Below are 13549 nucleotides of genomic sequence, written 5' to 3'. Positions count from 1 at the left end.
AGCTGCGGTGACCAGTCACTCTTGGATAACGTTGCGGTGATCATTCGATGGAGAGTGGAACCATGCCCGTGAGAACGGGCGTTCCATGGACACGGGGGTTGATCGGCGGGGGGTTTGGAGGGGCGCACACCGCCGTGCGCCACACGGGACCTAGGCAAGCAAGGGGCCGCGTCGCATGGCTGGACTCACGACCGGTGGGCCGAATGTGGATGTCAGCCTGCTGTACCGGATCAACAGCGTCGCCCGGCACGCCCCGGGCTGGCTCGACCGGGGCGTCGCCCTGCTCGCGTCCTACGGGCTGCCGCTCGCCATGGTGCTGCTCGTCCTGTGGTGCTGGCGCGGAGCCCGGCGGCAGGACGAGGCGTCCGCCGCCGAGTCGTTCGCCGCACTGGTGTGGGCCCCGCTGGCCGCCGCCCTCGCCCTGCTCGTGAACGTGCCGCTGCGCCAGTTGGTGGCGCGGCCGCGGCCGTTCGTCGCGCACGAGGGGCTGGAGGTGCTCGGCGGCGCCGGCGGCGGGCCGGGCGCCGGGTTCTCCTTCGTCAGTGACCATGCCACCCTCGCGATGGCGCTGGGCATCGGGGTGTTCCTCGCCAACCGCCGCCTCGGGCTCGTCGGCATCGGGCTCGCGCTCGCCGAGGGGCTGTGCCGCGTCTACCTGGGCGTGCACTACCCGACCGACGTCATCGGGGGCTTCGCGCTCGGCACCGCCGTCGTGCTCGTCCTCGCGCCGCTCGCCATGGCCGGGCTGACCCCGCTGGTGCGGGCGCTCGCGCGGGCCCCGCGCCTGGGCCGGCTCGTACGGGCCCGGGAACGGGTGGTGGCCCGGCCCGTGGAGCTGGCGCAGCTGCCGGCCGAGAGCGACCTCGCCGCCTGAGGCCCCGCGCGCCGCTCCGTCCGCGCGCCGGCCCGCCCGTGCGCCGTTCCGTCTGCGCGCCGGCCCGTCTGCGCGCCGGCCCGTCCGTGCGCCACTCCGTCTGCGCGCCGGCCCGTCCGCGCGTCGGCCCGTCCGTGTGCCGGCCCGTCCGTCCCCTTCAGGGGTTCCACAGCGCGAGCAGCAGCGCCACCAGCAGGCACAGGCCGGCCGCGCCGAAGCACAGCACCACCGCCGTTGGGCGCGGGCGGGGCGTCACGGCTCTCCGCCCTTGCCGCCGCGGCCCGGAGGTTCCGGTTCCTCGCGCCGGTAGCGGGAGCGCAGCCACAGGCCGGTGGCCGTCGCCGCGGCGGTGGTGAGCCCCACGGCCAGCGCCACGTCGGCCGGCCCGTCCGCCGTGCCCACGGGGCGCGCCCAGGCCGCCGCGGCCGGGGTGAGCGCGATCAGCAGGGCCCAGAGGAGGGCCGCGAGGCGAGGTGCGGTTCCTGGCATGCCCCCAGCGCACCCGGTCCCGTCGTCCCCGGCCAGCCGGGGCGTCCGAACGGGCGAACCACCCCGCCGTCGGGACGCTATGCGGCGGAGGTGTGCCGGGTGGCGTCCCTGCGGGCGAGGTCACGGGAGCGGCGGGCCGGGCCGGTCCAGCCGCAGCTGCACACGGCCAGGCAGAAGGAGCCCCGCTCGGCGGTGCTCGTGGTGTGTCCGGCGGGTGCCTGCGCGGTGTCCGCGGGGTGACGCGGGCCGGGCGCAGGGGCAAACGGAGCGACCTGCGTCGCCTTGGTGTGCGGATCCACGCCTCAACGGTACCGGGGAAGGGCCAGCACCGGTACGGTCCCCGGCCACTTCCGGACCGTTACGGGAAACCCCGGACCTCGTTAACCGGAGCGGGTGGGGGCCTCGGGCAAGCAGCGGTCATGCGTTGGGGGTTGGCAGGCGATGGTGGTGCACCAGCACAGGCGGCGACGGCGTGCGGGCGAGGCGGTGCTCGCGGTCTGTGTGGCCGTCGCCGTGGCCGCGCTGGGCGGATGCGGCGCCGCGAGCGGGACGGTGGCCGGCGGCGGGGCCGGCGACGCCCGTCCCCCGGGCGATCCGGCGGCGGCGGTCCGGGGGGCCGCCGCCGCGCTGGCCGCCACCGGGAGCGCGCGGGCCCGTACGGCGATGGAGATGGCCACCGGCGGGACCCGGGTGACCATCCGGGGCGAGGGCGGGGTCGACTTCCGCAGGCGGATGGGCCAGCTGCTGGTGATGCTGCCCGCCGACGTGAAGGGCCGGCCGGAGCACCGGCCGATCACCGAGCTGCTCGTCCCGGGCGCGCTCTACATGAAGAACCGCGGCGCCGGCGTCCCCGACGACAAGTGGGTCCGCCTCGACACGGCGGCCCTGCCCGACGGCAACCTCGTCACGGGCGGGGCCACCGATCCGCTGGCCGCCGCCGAGCTGCTGCGCGGCGCGCAGCAGGTGACGTACATCGGCGAGACCGACCTGGCGGGCACCAAGGTCCGGCACTACCAGGGGACGACGGACATCGGACGGGCCGCGCAGAGCGCCTCCCCCGGGGTCAAGGAGGCCCTGCAGGCGGCGGCGAAAGGGTTCCGCGAGGACAGCGTGCCGTTCGACGCGTACCTGGACGAGGAGGGCCGTCTGCGGAAGGTCCGGCATCGTTTCACGTACGTCAAGAATGGCGTGATCGATGTCTCCTCGACGACGCTGCTGTACGGGTTCGGGACCCCGGTGACCGTCGTATTGCCCGCAGAGGGGGACATTTACGCCGGGAAGATCGCCGACTAGCCGACCGGAAGGGCCCGGGCGGTTCGTCCGGGCCATGGCTCCACTATCCGGAAATGGTCCATCCGTGTCATGCGCGGCACGAGGGGCGGTCCCTACGCTGGGAAGCCGGGTGCCGGACGGGCGATGGCGGCAGAGAGAGGTGACACGCGTGACTCCCGCGGGCGGTACGACGGTGCAGGACCACGTGGCGCTCGCCGAGATCGAGCTCTGCGGGGAGCTGATCATCGCGGCGTCGGCCGCGGCCGAGGATCGGCTGAGCCAGGACCGGATCGACGAGGTGCTGATGGGGGTCGGGCCCTAGCCCGCCGCGGTCAGCTGCGCAGGAGCCGGGCGATGGCCTTCGTGGCCTCCTCCACCTTCGCGTCGATCTCGGTGCCGCCCTTGACGGCGGCGTCCGCCACGCAGTGGCGCAGGTGTTCCTCCAGGAGCTGGAGGGCGAAGGACTGGAGGGCCTTCGTGCTCGCCGACACCTGGGTGAGTATGTCGATGCAGTACACGTCCTCGTCGACGAGCCGCTGGAGGCCCCGGATCTGGCCCTCGATCCGGCGCAGCCGCTTGAGGTGCTCGTCCTTCTGGTGGTGATAGCCGTGGACGGGAACGGCCCCGGAGCCCTCCGCCTCGATGGTCGTCATGAGTCCTCCCGTGGTCCGGAACGAGGGGGTATATACCCCTCATGGGTATAGGTTACTTCGCCCGGGCCGCAGGGGCAGGGATCCGCAGGGCCCACTCTGCCCGATGGAGGACAGCCCAGACCGCCGGTTAGCCGTGGCCGGGGGATACGCCTAGCATCAGCCTGACCGAATCCGATGCACCCCGAGGACCTCACGTGCGATTTCGTCTGACCCCCAGGGAGACGAGCTTCTACGACATGTTCGCCGCATCCGCGGACAACATCGTCACGGGCTCCAAGCTCCTGATGGAACTGCTCGGGGCGGATCCCTCCGCCCGGGCCGAGATCGCGGAACGGATGCGTGCGGCCGAACACGCGGGGGACGACGCCACCCACGCGATCTTCCACCAGCTGAACTCCTCCTTCATCACGCCGTTCGACCGCGAGGACATCTACAGCCTGGCCTCGTCGCTCGACGACATCATGGACTTCATGGAGGAGGCCGTCGACCTCGTCGTCCTGTACAACGTCGAGGAGCTGCCCAAGGGCGTCGAGCAGCAGATCGAGGTCCTGGCGCGGGCGGCCGAGCTGACCGCCGAGGCGATGCCGCACCTGCGGACCATGGACAACCTCACCGAGTACTGGATCGAGGTCAACCGGCTGGAGAACCAGGCCGACCAGATCCACCGCAAGCTGCTCGCCCAGCTCTTCAACGGCAAGTACGACGCCATCGAGGTGCTGAAGCTCAAGCAGATCGTCGACGTCCTCGAAGAGGCCGCCGACGCGTTCGAGCACGTCGCGAACACGGTGGAGACCATCGCCGTCAAGGAGTCCTGAACCGCGTGGACACCTTCGCTCTGGTCGTGACCATCGGTGTCGCGCTCGGCTTCACGTATACGAACGGTTTCCACGACTCCGCGAACGCCATCGCGACCTCCGTCTCGACGCGGGCACTGACCCCGCGCGCGGCGCTCGCGATGGCCGCGGTGATGAACCTCGCCGGCGCCTTCCTCGGCAGCGGTGTCGCCCACACGGTGAGCCAGGGGCTCATCGAGACGCCCCAGGGGAACCGGGGCATGTGGATCCTCTTCTCCGCGCTGGTCGGCGCCATCGTGTGGAACCTGATCACCTGGTACTTCGGGCTGCCCTCGTCGTCCTCCCACGCCCTGTTCGGCGGCATGGTGGGCGCGGCGCTGGCCGGCGGGACCGAGGTCCTGTGGGGCGGGGTGCTCGACAAGGTCGTCATCCCGATGTTCCTGTCCCCGGTCGTCGGCCTGCTCGTCGGCTACCTGGTGATGGTCGTCATCCTGTGGATGTTCCGCCGCGCCAACCCGCACAAGGCCAAGCGCGGCTTCCGCATCGCGCAGACGGTGTCGGCGGCCGGCATGGCCCTCGGGCACGGCCTCCAGGACGCGCAGAAGACCATGGGTGTCGTCGTGATGGCCCTGGTCATCGCCGACGTGCAGGGTGCCGACGACCCGATCCCGGTCTGGGTGAAGATCGTGTGTGCGGTGATGCTGTCGCTGGGCACCTACGCGGGCGGCTGGCGCATCATGCGCACCCTCGGCCGCAAGATCATCGAGCTGGACCCGCCGCAGGGCTTCGCGGCGGAGACCACCGGCGCCTCGATCATGTTCGCCACGGCCTTCCTCTTCAAGGCGCCGATCTCCACCACCCACGTGATCACCTCGGCGATCATGGGTGTGGGCGCGACCAAGCGGGTCAACGCGGTCCGCTGGGGCGTGGCGAAGAACATCATCCTTGGCTGGTTCATCACCATGCCGGCGGCGGCTCTGGTCGCCGCGATCTGCTTCTGGCTCGCGGACCTGGCCTTCGTCGGCTGAGCCGGCGGCGCCCGCCCGTACGGGCACCGGAACGGAAACGGGCCGGCTCCCCCCACCCAGGGGGAGCCGGCCCTTTTTCCTTCCGTCCTGCGGTGGCACCGCCATGCAGCACCGCAGGACGACCGCGCGAGCGGCCCCGGTGTTTAGCCGAAGCGGCCCGAGATGTAGTCCTCGGTCGCCTGGACGGACGGGTTGGAGAAGATCCGGTCCGTGTCGTCGATCTCGACCAGCTTTCCGGGCTGGCCGACGGCGGCGAGGTTGAAGAAGGCGGTGCGGTCGGAGACGCGGGCCGCCTGCTGCATGTTGTGGGTCACGATGACGATCGTGAACCGCTCCTTGAGCTCGCCGATCAGGTCCTCGATGGCGAGGGTGGAGATCGGGTCGAGGGCGGAGCAGGGCTCGTCCATCAGCAGGACCTGGGGCTCGACCGCGATGGCGCGGGCGATGCACAGACGCTGCTGCTGGCCGCCGGAGAGGCCGGAGCCGGGCTTGTTCAGGCGGTCCTTGACCTCGTTCCAGAGGTTCGCGCCCTTGAGGGAGCGCTCCACGATGTCCGTGAGCTCGGACTTCTTGAACTTGCCGTTCAGGCGCAGGCCCGCCGCCACGTTGTCGAAGATCGACATGGTGGGGAAGGGGTTCGGGCGCTGGAAGACCATGCCGACGGTGCGGCGCACCGCGACCGGGTCCACGTTCGAGCCGTACAGGTTCTCGTCGTCCAGCAGCACCTTGCCCTCGACGCGGCCGCCGGGGGTGACCTCGTGCATGCGGTTCAGGGTGCGCAGGAAGGTCGACTTGCCGCAGCCGGAGGGGCCGATGAAGGCGGTCACCGAGCGGGGTTCCACGGTCATCGAGATGTCGTCGATGGCCTTGTGGCTGCCGTAGAAGGCGGAGAGGCCGCTGACGTCGATTCGCTTGGCCATGAGGGGTCACTTCGCTTTCAGTGGTCACACGCGGCGGAGCCGCAATTGGGCTCGCTTTTTAGCGACCGGTCTTCGGGGCCTTCCAGCGGGCGATGCCGCGGGCCACCAGATTCAGGATCATGACGAAGGCGATCAGAACGAGCGCCGCGGCCCAGGCGCGGTCGTAGGAGGCTTCGCTGCCGACCTTGTACTGCTCCCAGATGTACAGCGGGAGGGAGGACTGGGCACCTTCGAAGGGGTTGCCGTTGATCAGCTGCGATCCGAAGACCAGCAGCATGATCGGCGCGGTCTCGCCGGCGATGCGGGCGACGGCCAGCATCAGGCCGGTGGAGATGCCGCCGATGGCCGTGGGCAGGACCACCTTGAGGATCACGCGCCACTTCGGCACACCGAGGGCCAGGGCGGCCTCGCGCAGCTCGTTCGGGACGAGCTTGAGCATCTCCTCGGTGGAGCGGACGACGACCGGCATCATCAGGATCGACAGCGCCATCGCGCCGGCGAAGCCCGAGGGGCCGAAGCCGAGCATCAGGTTCCAGGTCGTCAGGATGAACAGGCCCGCGACGATGGAGGGGATGCCGGTCATGACGTCGACGAAGAAGGTGACGGCCCGGGCGAGCTTGCCCTTGCCGTACTCGACCAGGTAGACGGCGGTCAGCAGGCCGATGGGCGCCGCGATCAGGGCGGCGAGGGCTACCTGCTCGAGGGTGCCGAGCAGCGCGTGGTAGACGCCGCCGCCCTGCTCGAAGCTGGTCACGCCGTTCATCGAGTGGCTGAGGAAGTCCGCGTTCAGGGCCTTCAGGCCGCGGCTGACCGTGGTCCACATCAGGGACAGCAGCGGGACGACCGCGAGGACGAAGCAGACCCAGACGAGGGAGGTCGCGATGCGGTCCTTGGCCTGGCGGCGGTTCTCGACGACCGAGCTGGCGGTGTACGTGATGACGACGAACAGCAGGGCGGCGATCAGGCCCCACTGCACCTTGCTGCTCAGGTCGAAGACCAGGCCGATGGCGCTGCCGAGGACGGCGGAGGCGACGGCGATGCCGGCGGGGGCCCAGCGGGGCAGGCCGCCGCGGGTCAGGCCGGCGGGGACGGCGGACTTGTGGGCCGGAGCGGGCCGCTGGTCCTGGAGTGTCTGGCTCATCAGGCGTTCGCCCCCGAGAAGTCCTTGCGACGGGCGATGATCAGGCGGGCGGCGCCGTTGACCAGCAGGGTGAGCAGGAAGAGGACCAGGCCGGAGGCGATGAGCGCGTCACGGCCGAACTCGTTGGCCTCGTCGAACTTCGCGGCGATGTTCTGCGCGAAGGTGCCGCCGCCCGGGTCCAGGATGTGCCCGGAGATCAGGAAGCTCGGGGACAGGACGGTGGCCACGGCCATGGTCTCGCCGAGCGCGCGGCCGAGGCCGAGCATGGAGGCGGAGATGACGCCGGAGCGGCCGAAGGGCAGCACCGACAGCCGGATGACCTCCCAGCGGGTCGCGCCGAGGGCCAGGGCGGCCTCCTCGTTCATGCGCGGGACCTGGAGGAAGACCTCGCGGCTGACGCTCGTCACGATCGGCAGGATCATGATCGCGAGGAGGATGCCGACGGTGAAGAGCGAGCGGGCGACGCCGACCTGGGTCTTGTCGAAGACGTAGGTCCAGCCGAGGTACTCGTCGAGCCAGAGGTTCAGCCCGTTCAGCTGCGGCACGAGGAAGAGGGCGCCCCAGATGCCGTAGATGATCGACGGCACGGCGGCCAGCAGGTCGACCACGTAGGCGAGGGGTGCGGCAAGCTTGCGCGGCGCGTAGTGCGAGATGAACAGGGCGATGCCGACAGCGATCGGAACCGCGATGGCCATCGCGATGATCGAGCTGACGACGGTGCCGAAGAGCAGGACGGCGATGCCGAAGACGGGGGGGTTGGCCGACGCGTTCCAGTCGAAGGTGGTGAGGAAGTTCCCCTCGTTCTTCGACAGGGCGATGCTGGCCCGGTAGGTGAGGAAGGCGGCGATCGACGCCATGATCACCAGGAGCAGGATGCCGGAGCCCTTGGAGAGCCCGGAGAAGATCCTGTCACCGGCGCGTCCGGTGGACCTTCCGTTCGTGGCGACGGGCGGAGCCGTGTCTATGCGGGTGGGTGTGGTGGAAGCCATCGTCTTTCCGGTCTGTGTGGGGGGCAGGCCCCCTGGCGGCGGTGCACCGGATCCCCCGGCGAGGGGGAGGGTCCCCGGGCCGGCCCGCCCTGGCGATCCCCCCCGGACGGAGTCGGGGGGAGGGGGCGGGCCGGACCTCGGGGATCAAGGACTGAGCCTTAGGCGAGGGACTTGATGACCTCGCGGACCTTGCTGTTGATCTCGGTCGGGATCGGGGCGTAACCGTTGTCGGTGAGGGCCTTCTGGCCGGCGTCCGACGCGGTGTAATCCAGGAAGGACTTCACGGTGCCCAGCGTCTCGGGCTTGTTGCCCTTGTCGCAGACGACCTCGTAGGTGACCAGGACGATCGGGTACGCACCCTCGGCCTTGGTCGCGTAATCGAGCTTAAGCGCCAGGTCCGAGCCCGTCCCGGCGATCTTGGCGGCGGAGATGGCCTTGGAGGCGTTCTCCGGGGTGGCCTTGACCGGGGCGGAGGCGCCGGTGTTCACGTCGACCGTCTTGATGTTCTGCGAGCTGGCGTAGGAGAGCTCGAAGTAGCCGATCGCACCGTCGACGGCCTTGACCTGGGAGGCGACACCGGCCGAGCCGGACGCGGCCTGGCCACCGGGGGCCGGCCACTTCTTGGAGGCGTCGTAGGACCAGGCGTCGGGCGCGGCGGCCTTGAGGTACTTGCCCAGGTTCTCGGTGGTGCCCGAGTCCTCGGAGCGGTGGAAGGCCTGGATGGCGGTGGAGGGGAGCGTGACGCCGGGGTTCAGCTTCTTGATCGCCTCGTCGTCCCACTTCTTGATCTTGTCGTTGAAGATGTTGGCGATCGTGGCGGCGTCGAGGTTCAGCTTGTCCACGCCGGCGACGTTGAAGCCGAGGGCGATGGGGCCGCCGACCATCGGCAGGTTGATGCCCTGGCCGCCGGTGCAGACCTTCTTCGAGTCCTCGACCTGCTCGGGCTTCAGCGCGGAGTCCGAGCCGGCGAAACCGACGGTGCCCTGGTTGAAGGCGACGATGCCCTCACCGGAGGAGGAGGACTTGTAGTTCACCTCCACGCCGGAGCAGGCGGCCATGTAGTTCTTGACCCACAGGTCAACGGCGTTCTTCTGGGCGGAGGAGCCGGAGGCGAGGAGCTTGCCCTTGGCGCCGTCGCACTTGATGTCGCCGGGCGCCGGGGCCGAGGCCTTCGGGGAGCCGTCGGCACCGGTCTTCGTGTTGTCGTCCGAGCCGCACGCCGTGAGGACCAGGGCGCCGGACACGACGAGGGCCCCGAGGGCGGAGGCACGAAGCCGGTTCTTGCGCTGAAGCTTCACTGTTCGGGTGTTCCTTCCGAGGAGCCGCCGGCCGCTTTCTGTATCGGGGCGGCGTGCGAAGAGGACTACGGGTTGGGTGGGGTGCGGGTCCGCTCATTCCTGTTCGGCACGCACCGTGCGGTACCGAAATTAGGCAGAACAGGTGACGGGGTCGACGGGGGTTGGTGAACGGACGGTGAACCATGGCGGACGGGCGAGTGCGGTTGGGTGGGTTTGTACCTGGGATTAAGCGGGCGTTATCCGCCCGTTATGGGGCCGTGACCTTCCTCCGGGGGTGGCCGGGGGCTGCGGCCGGGGGTCGGAGGGGGTGGCCGGATCTCGTCGGTCGCGGGGCGCCGGGCGGCGCGCGGGCGGCCGGACGGCGCCGGAAAACGGAAGCGGGGCGGACGGGGTGCCCGCCGGCCCCCCGTCCGCCCCGCCGTCCGGAGCCGCGCATGACGCCCCGCCCCCGTCAGGACCCCGCCGGTACCGCCGGGGCGGGGTGCCACAGGGTGTGGAAGGTGAGGCGACTGGCCTCCACCGCGTGGCGCTGGTCGGCGTGCAGGACGCCCAGCGCGTACGCCGTCGCCGGGGCGATGCGCGGGGTGCGGGCCGCCGTCGCCGAGGCGGTGGCCGCCTCCGAGGCGTCCCGGTGCTGGTTCAGGGCCTCGCTCGCCGCGGCGAGGCGGGGGGAGTCCTCCCCCAGGGCCTCCTGCGCGTACCGGTGCACGCGCAGCAGGCGGCGCACCTCGTGCCAGGCGGCGTCCGCGTGCGCGGAGTACGGGCCGGAGGCGTCGGCGGCGGGCAGGGAGGACACGGCCGCCTCCAGACGGGTCCGGGCCACCGCCGCCAGCGGGGTGAGGACGTCGGGCAGACGGCCGCCGGCCGCCACCGGGTCCAGCGGGACCTCCGAGGCGAGCACCGCCACCGCGTCCGCCACGGCGTGGAACCGCGCCGACCCGAGCGCCTGGAGGGTCGCCGAGTGCGCGCGAGTACGGGCGAGCGTCAGCTGCCGTTCGAGCAGGGCGCCCGCGCGCGCCGAGCCCACCGTGAGCGCGCCCGCGGCGGTGCCGCGCGGCGCCGGGACCTCCGGGGAGGCCGAGAGCCGCTGCAGGGCCTCCATCAGGCGGGACAGCCGGGCCGCGTACGCGTGCTCGTCCGCCAGGGTGGAGGAGAGCCAGACCAGCTCGGTGCGCAGCGGGTCGGCCCAGCCCGACTGGGTGACGACCCGGAACGTGCTCAGGGAGGAGGCGATGCGGCGCGCGGCCCCCCGCAGGCCGTGCGCCGCCTCCGCCCCGTCCCCGGCGTCGGGGCCGCCCCCCGCGCCCGCCGGGCCTGCGTCATGCAGGCGCAGCGCGCGCAGGAAAGCGGTGGCCTGGGAACGCAGGTACACGCCGAGCACGTCACCTGCGGTCGGGTCATGGTTTGGCTGAGCCACGCCGGCGCCTCCGGGCGTCTATGAGCATCTCCTGTACGTGCCGCAGCGGCTGGCCCTCGGCGTCGGTGCTGTGCCGGGTCCATTCGCCGTCCGGGCCCAGGTGCCAGGAGGAGGTGGCGTCGGACATGCCGGTCTCCAGCATCCGGTCCAGGGCCGCGCGGTGGCCGGGGTCGGTGACCCTGACCAGCGCCTCGATGCGGCGGTCGAGGTTGCGGTGCATCATGTCGGCGCTGCCGATCCACACCTCGGGCTCGCCGCCGTTGCCGAAGGCGAAGACCCGGGAGTGTTCCAGGAAGCGGCCGAGGATCGAGCGGACCCGGATGTTCTCCGAGAGCCCCGGGACCCCGGGGCGCACGGCGCAGATGCCGCGCACCCAGATGTCGATCGGGACCCCCGCCTGGGAGGCCCGGTAGAGGGCGTCGATCAGGGCCTCGTCGACGATCGAGTTCATCTTCAGCCGCACGGAGGCCGGGCGGCCGGAGCGGTGGTGGTCCGCCTCCTTGTCGATGCGCGCGATGAGACCGTCGCGCAGGGACTTCGGTGCGGTCAGCAGCCGGCGGTAGGTCTCGCGCCGGGAGTAGCCGGACAGCCGGTTGAAGAGGTCGGAGAGGTCGGCGCCGACCTGCGGGTCGGCGGTGAGCAGGCCGAGGTCCTCGTAGAGGCGGGCGGTCTTGGGGTGGTAGTTGCCCGTGCCGACGTGCGAGTAGCGGCGCAGGGTCTCTCCCTCCTGGCGGACCACGAGGGAGAGCTTGCAGTGGGTCTTGAGGCCGACCAGGCCGTAGACCACGTGGCAGCCGGACTCCTCCAGCTTGCGCGCCCACTTGATGTTCGCCTGCTCGTCGAAGCGGGCCTTGATCTCGACGAGGACGAGGACCTGCTTGCCGGACTCGGCGGCGTCGATCAGGGCGTCGACGATGGGGGAGTCGCCGGAGGTGCGGTACAGCGTCTGCTTGATCGCGAGGACGTCCGGGTCGGCGGCCGCCTGTTCCAGGAAGGCCTGGACGGAGGTGGAGAAGCTGTCGTACGGGTGGTGGAGCAGGACGTCGCGCTCGCGCAGCGCGGCGAAGATGTCCGGCGCGGAGGCGGACTCCACCTCGGCGAGGTCGCGGTGGGTGCCGGCGATGAACTTGGGGTACTTCAGCTCGGGCCGGTCGAGGGAGGAGATCCCGAAGAGGGCCGTCAGGTCGAGGGGGCCGGGCAGCGGGTACACCTCGGCGGCGGAGACCTTCAGCTCCTGGACGAGCAGGTCCAGCACGCCGGGGTCGATGGACTCCTCGACCTCCAGGCGCACCGGCGGGCCGAAGCGGCGCCGCATGAGCTCCTTCTCCAGGGCCTGGAGCAGGTTCTCGGCGTCGTCCTCCTCGACCTCCAGGTCCTCGTTGCGGGTCACGCGGAACATGTGGTGCGCGAGCACCTCCATGCCGGGGAACAGCTCCTCCAGGTGCGCGGCGATGACGTCCTCCAGCGGGACGTAGCGCTGCGGGGAGGCCTCCAGGAAGCGGGAGAGCAGGGGCGGGACCTTGACCCGGGCGAAGTGGCGGTGGCCGCTGACGGGGTTGCGCACGACGACGGCCAGGTTGAGGGAGAGGCCGGAGATGTACGGGAAGGGGTGCGCGGGGTCCACGGCCAGCGGGGTGAGCACCGGGAAGATCTGGTTGCGGAACAGGGTGAAGAGGCGCGCCTGCTCCTTCTCGGTGAGGTCGGGCCACCGGATGAGGTGGATGCCCTCCTCCGCGAGCTGGGGGGCGATGTCCTGCTGGTAGCAGGCGGCGTGCCGGGCCATGAGCTCGCGGGAGCGGGTCCAGATGAGGTCGAGGACCTCGCGGGGCTGGAGGCCGGAGGCCGAGCGGGTGGCGACACCGGTCGCGATGCGGCGCTTGAGGCCGGCGACGCGGACCATGAAGAACTCGTCGAGGTTGCTGGCGAAGATCGCCAGGAAGTTCGCGCGTTCGAGGAGCGGCGTGGTGGGGTCCTCGGCCAGCTCCAGGACGCGCTCGTTGAAGGCCAGCCAGCTGCGTTCGCGGTCGAGGAACCGGTTGGCGGGGAGCTCGCCGTCGTCGTCCTTGTCCTCGTAGGCGTCGAGATCGGCGTCGAGGTCGGGATCGAGGCCGACGCGGGCGCTGCCGCCCGTGGCGTGCGGGGTGTGGGGGCGGTGGGCGGCTATGGAGCCGAGGCGCGACCTTGTGGGCGCCTTTTCCTCCGTCTTTTCCTCTGCCTTTGCCGATGTCTTCGCCGCTGCCTTGTCCTGGGCCTTCGCCGTGGTTTTGGAGGCGGCGGAGGAGGAGGCGGAAGGGCGAGACGGGTGCTGTGCGGGGACCTCGGTGGGGCCTGCGCTGGGCTGGTGGCTCATGACTCCATTCTTCCGCGCACGGGGCAGGACAGGCGCGTCGGAAGTGTCCGCGGTCAGTCGGAGTCGGGGCTGCATGCTGGGAGGCTCGCAAGCGTGTCTGAATGCCCGGTTAATGGCGTATGGCTTCCAGGCTCCGGCTGGTGGATGGGGTGTGGGGGTGTGGGGGCGGGGCCGGGGGCGGGGCCGGGGCCTGGGCCGGGGTCGGGGGTGGGCGGGGGGGGGGGCGGCCCCCCCCCCCCGCCCCCCCCCCCCCCCCCCCCCCCCCCCCCCCCCCCCCCCCCCCCCCCCCCCCCGCGGCCGCCCCCCCGCCCGCGCCCGCGGCCC

At 71.5% G+C, this 13549-nt stretch carries 14 protein-coding genes; 5 read left to right on the top strand and 9 right to left on the bottom strand.

The features are described from left to right. Window positions 1-175 precede the first annotated feature (175 nt). Entirely contained in the window at window positions 176-874 is a 699-nt protein-coding gene (locus ACFY15_RS25035) for a phosphatase PAP2 family protein (protein WP_390691517.1), read from the top strand. A gap of 252 nt (window positions 875-1126) precedes the next feature. On the opposite strand, the gene ACFY15_RS25030 is transcribed toward ACFY15_RS25035, so the two are convergent. Next, window positions 1127-1363: a hypothetical protein gene (locus ACFY15_RS25030; protein ID WP_390691516.1), complete on the bottom strand. Its 237-nt coding sequence runs from the start codon at window positions 1361-1363 to the stop codon at window positions 1127-1129. Between the two features lie 77 nt (window positions 1364-1440). Further along, entirely contained in the window at window positions 1441-1662 is a 222-nt protein-coding gene (locus tag ACFY15_RS25025) for a hypothetical protein (RefSeq protein WP_390826076.1), read from the bottom strand. Window positions 1663-1804: 142 nt separating this feature from the next. Here ACFY15_RS25025 and ACFY15_RS25020 point away from each other — a divergent pair, with 142 nt between their 5' ends. Next, window positions 1805-2656, top strand: coding sequence for a hypothetical protein (locus ACFY15_RS25020; RefSeq protein ID WP_390826075.1), 852 nt, complete (start codon window positions 1805-1807; stop codon window positions 2654-2656). Window positions 2657-2804: 148 nt separating this feature from the next. Next, on the top strand, window positions 2805-2957 hold the full coding sequence (locus tag ACFY15_RS25015) for a hypothetical protein (protein ID WP_366456448.1): 153 nt from the start codon (window positions 2805-2807) through the stop codon (window positions 2955-2957). A gap of 10 nt (window positions 2958-2967) precedes the next feature. Here the strand turns inward: ACFY15_RS25015 and ACFY15_RS25010 are convergent, their stop codons facing one another. Beyond that, the gene (locus tag ACFY15_RS25010) at window positions 2968-3288 is read right to left on the bottom strand and encodes a metal-sensitive transcriptional regulator (RefSeq protein WP_042818427.1); all 321 of its coding nucleotides are present in this window, start codon (window positions 3286-3288) and stop codon (window positions 2968-2970) included. A 194-nt stretch (window positions 3289-3482) separates the two neighbouring features. On the opposite strand from ACFY15_RS25010, the gene ACFY15_RS25005 reads away from it, so the two are divergent. Continuing rightward, window positions 3483-4103 carry a DUF47 domain-containing protein gene (locus tag ACFY15_RS25005; protein ID WP_042818429.1) on the top strand — a complete coding sequence of 207 codons (621 nt, stop codon included), beginning with the start codon at window positions 3483-3485 and terminating at the stop codon, window positions 4101-4103. A 5-nt stretch (window positions 4104-4108) separates the two neighbouring features. Then, complete coding sequence (locus ACFY15_RS25000; RefSeq protein ID WP_042818431.1) at window positions 4109-5110, top strand: inorganic phosphate transporter; 1002 nt, start codon at window positions 4109-4111, stop codon at window positions 5108-5110. Between the two features lie 143 nt (window positions 5111-5253). Here the strand turns inward: ACFY15_RS25000 and pstB are convergent, their stop codons facing one another. From pstB to ACFY15_RS24970, 6 genes are all read right to left on the bottom strand, one after another. Beyond that, a complete protein-coding gene (pstB, locus tag ACFY15_RS24995) occupies window positions 5254-6030 on the bottom strand; it encodes a phosphate ABC transporter ATP-binding protein PstB (RefSeq protein ID WP_366456443.1) in 777 nt (258 codons plus the stop codon). A gap of 58 nt (window positions 6031-6088) precedes the next feature. Further along, on the bottom strand, window positions 6089-7171 hold the full coding sequence (pstA, locus tag ACFY15_RS24990) for a phosphate ABC transporter permease PstA (RefSeq protein ID WP_390691513.1): 1083 nt from the start codon (window positions 7169-7171) through the stop codon (window positions 6089-6091). Further along, the gene (pstC, locus tag ACFY15_RS24985) at window positions 7171-8160 is read right to left on the bottom strand and encodes a phosphate ABC transporter permease subunit PstC (RefSeq protein WP_390691512.1); all 990 of its coding nucleotides are present in this window, start codon (window positions 8158-8160) and stop codon (window positions 7171-7173) included. Before pstC ends, pstA begins: the two co-directional genes overlap by 1 nt. A gap of 158 nt (window positions 8161-8318) precedes the next feature. Then, window positions 8319-9458: a phosphate ABC transporter substrate-binding protein PstS gene (gene pstS, locus ACFY15_RS24980; protein ID WP_390691511.1), complete on the bottom strand. Its 1140-nt coding sequence runs from the start codon at window positions 9456-9458 to the stop codon at window positions 8319-8321. Between the two features lie 451 nt (window positions 9459-9909). Then, window positions 9910-10875 (bottom strand): CHAD domain-containing protein, encoded by a 966-nt coding sequence (locus tag ACFY15_RS24975; RefSeq protein ID WP_390691510.1) that lies wholly within the window; start codon window positions 10873-10875, stop codon window positions 9910-9912. Further along, window positions 10856-13225, bottom strand: coding sequence for an RNA degradosome polyphosphate kinase (locus ACFY15_RS24970; RefSeq protein WP_390691509.1), 2370 nt, complete (start codon window positions 13223-13225; stop codon window positions 10856-10858). Before ACFY15_RS24970 ends, ACFY15_RS24975 begins: the two co-directional genes overlap by 20 nt. Between the last annotated feature and the right edge of the window lie 324 nt (window positions 13226-13549).

Source organism: Streptomyces sp. NPDC001373, from assembly GCF_042895815.1.
Classification (GTDB): Bacteria; Actinomycetota; Actinomycetes; order Streptomycetales; family Streptomycetaceae; genus Streptomyces.
This window is presented reverse-complemented; position numbering and strand designations above follow the sequence as displayed.

What these genes read in the sequence shown, in the direction of transcription:
- ACFY15_RS25035 (WP_390691517.1), top strand. Translation starts at nt 176, where the DNA reads ATGGCTGGACTCACGACCGGTGGGCCGAATGTGGATGTCAGCCTGCTG.
- ACFY15_RS25030 (WP_390691516.1), bottom strand. Translation starts at nt 1,363, where the DNA reads ATGCCAGGAACCGCACCTCGCCTCGCGGCCCTCCTCTGGGCCCTGCTG.
- ACFY15_RS25020 (WP_390826075.1), top strand. Translation starts at nt 1,805, where the DNA reads ATGGTGGTGCACCAGCACAGGCGGCGACGGCGTGCGGGCGAGGCGGTG.
- ACFY15_RS25010 (WP_042818427.1), bottom strand. Translation starts at nt 3,288, where the DNA reads ATGACGACCATCGAGGCGGAGGGCTCCGGGGCCGTTCCCGTCCACGGC.
- pstB (WP_366456443.1), bottom strand. Translation starts at nt 6,030, where the DNA reads ATGGCCAAGCGAATCGACGTCAGCGGCCTCTCCGCCTTCTACGGCAGC.
- pstA (WP_390691513.1), bottom strand. Translation starts at nt 7,171, where the DNA reads ATGAGCCAGACACTCCAGGACCAGCGGCCCGCTCCGGCCCACAAGTCC.
- pstC (WP_390691512.1), bottom strand. Translation starts at nt 8,160, where the DNA reads ATGGCTTCCACCACACCCACCCGCATAGACACGGCTCCGCCCGTCGCC.
- ACFY15_RS24970 (WP_390691509.1), bottom strand. Translation starts at nt 13,225, where the DNA reads ATGAGCCACCAGCCCAGCGCAGGCCCCACCGAGGTCCCCGCACAGCAC.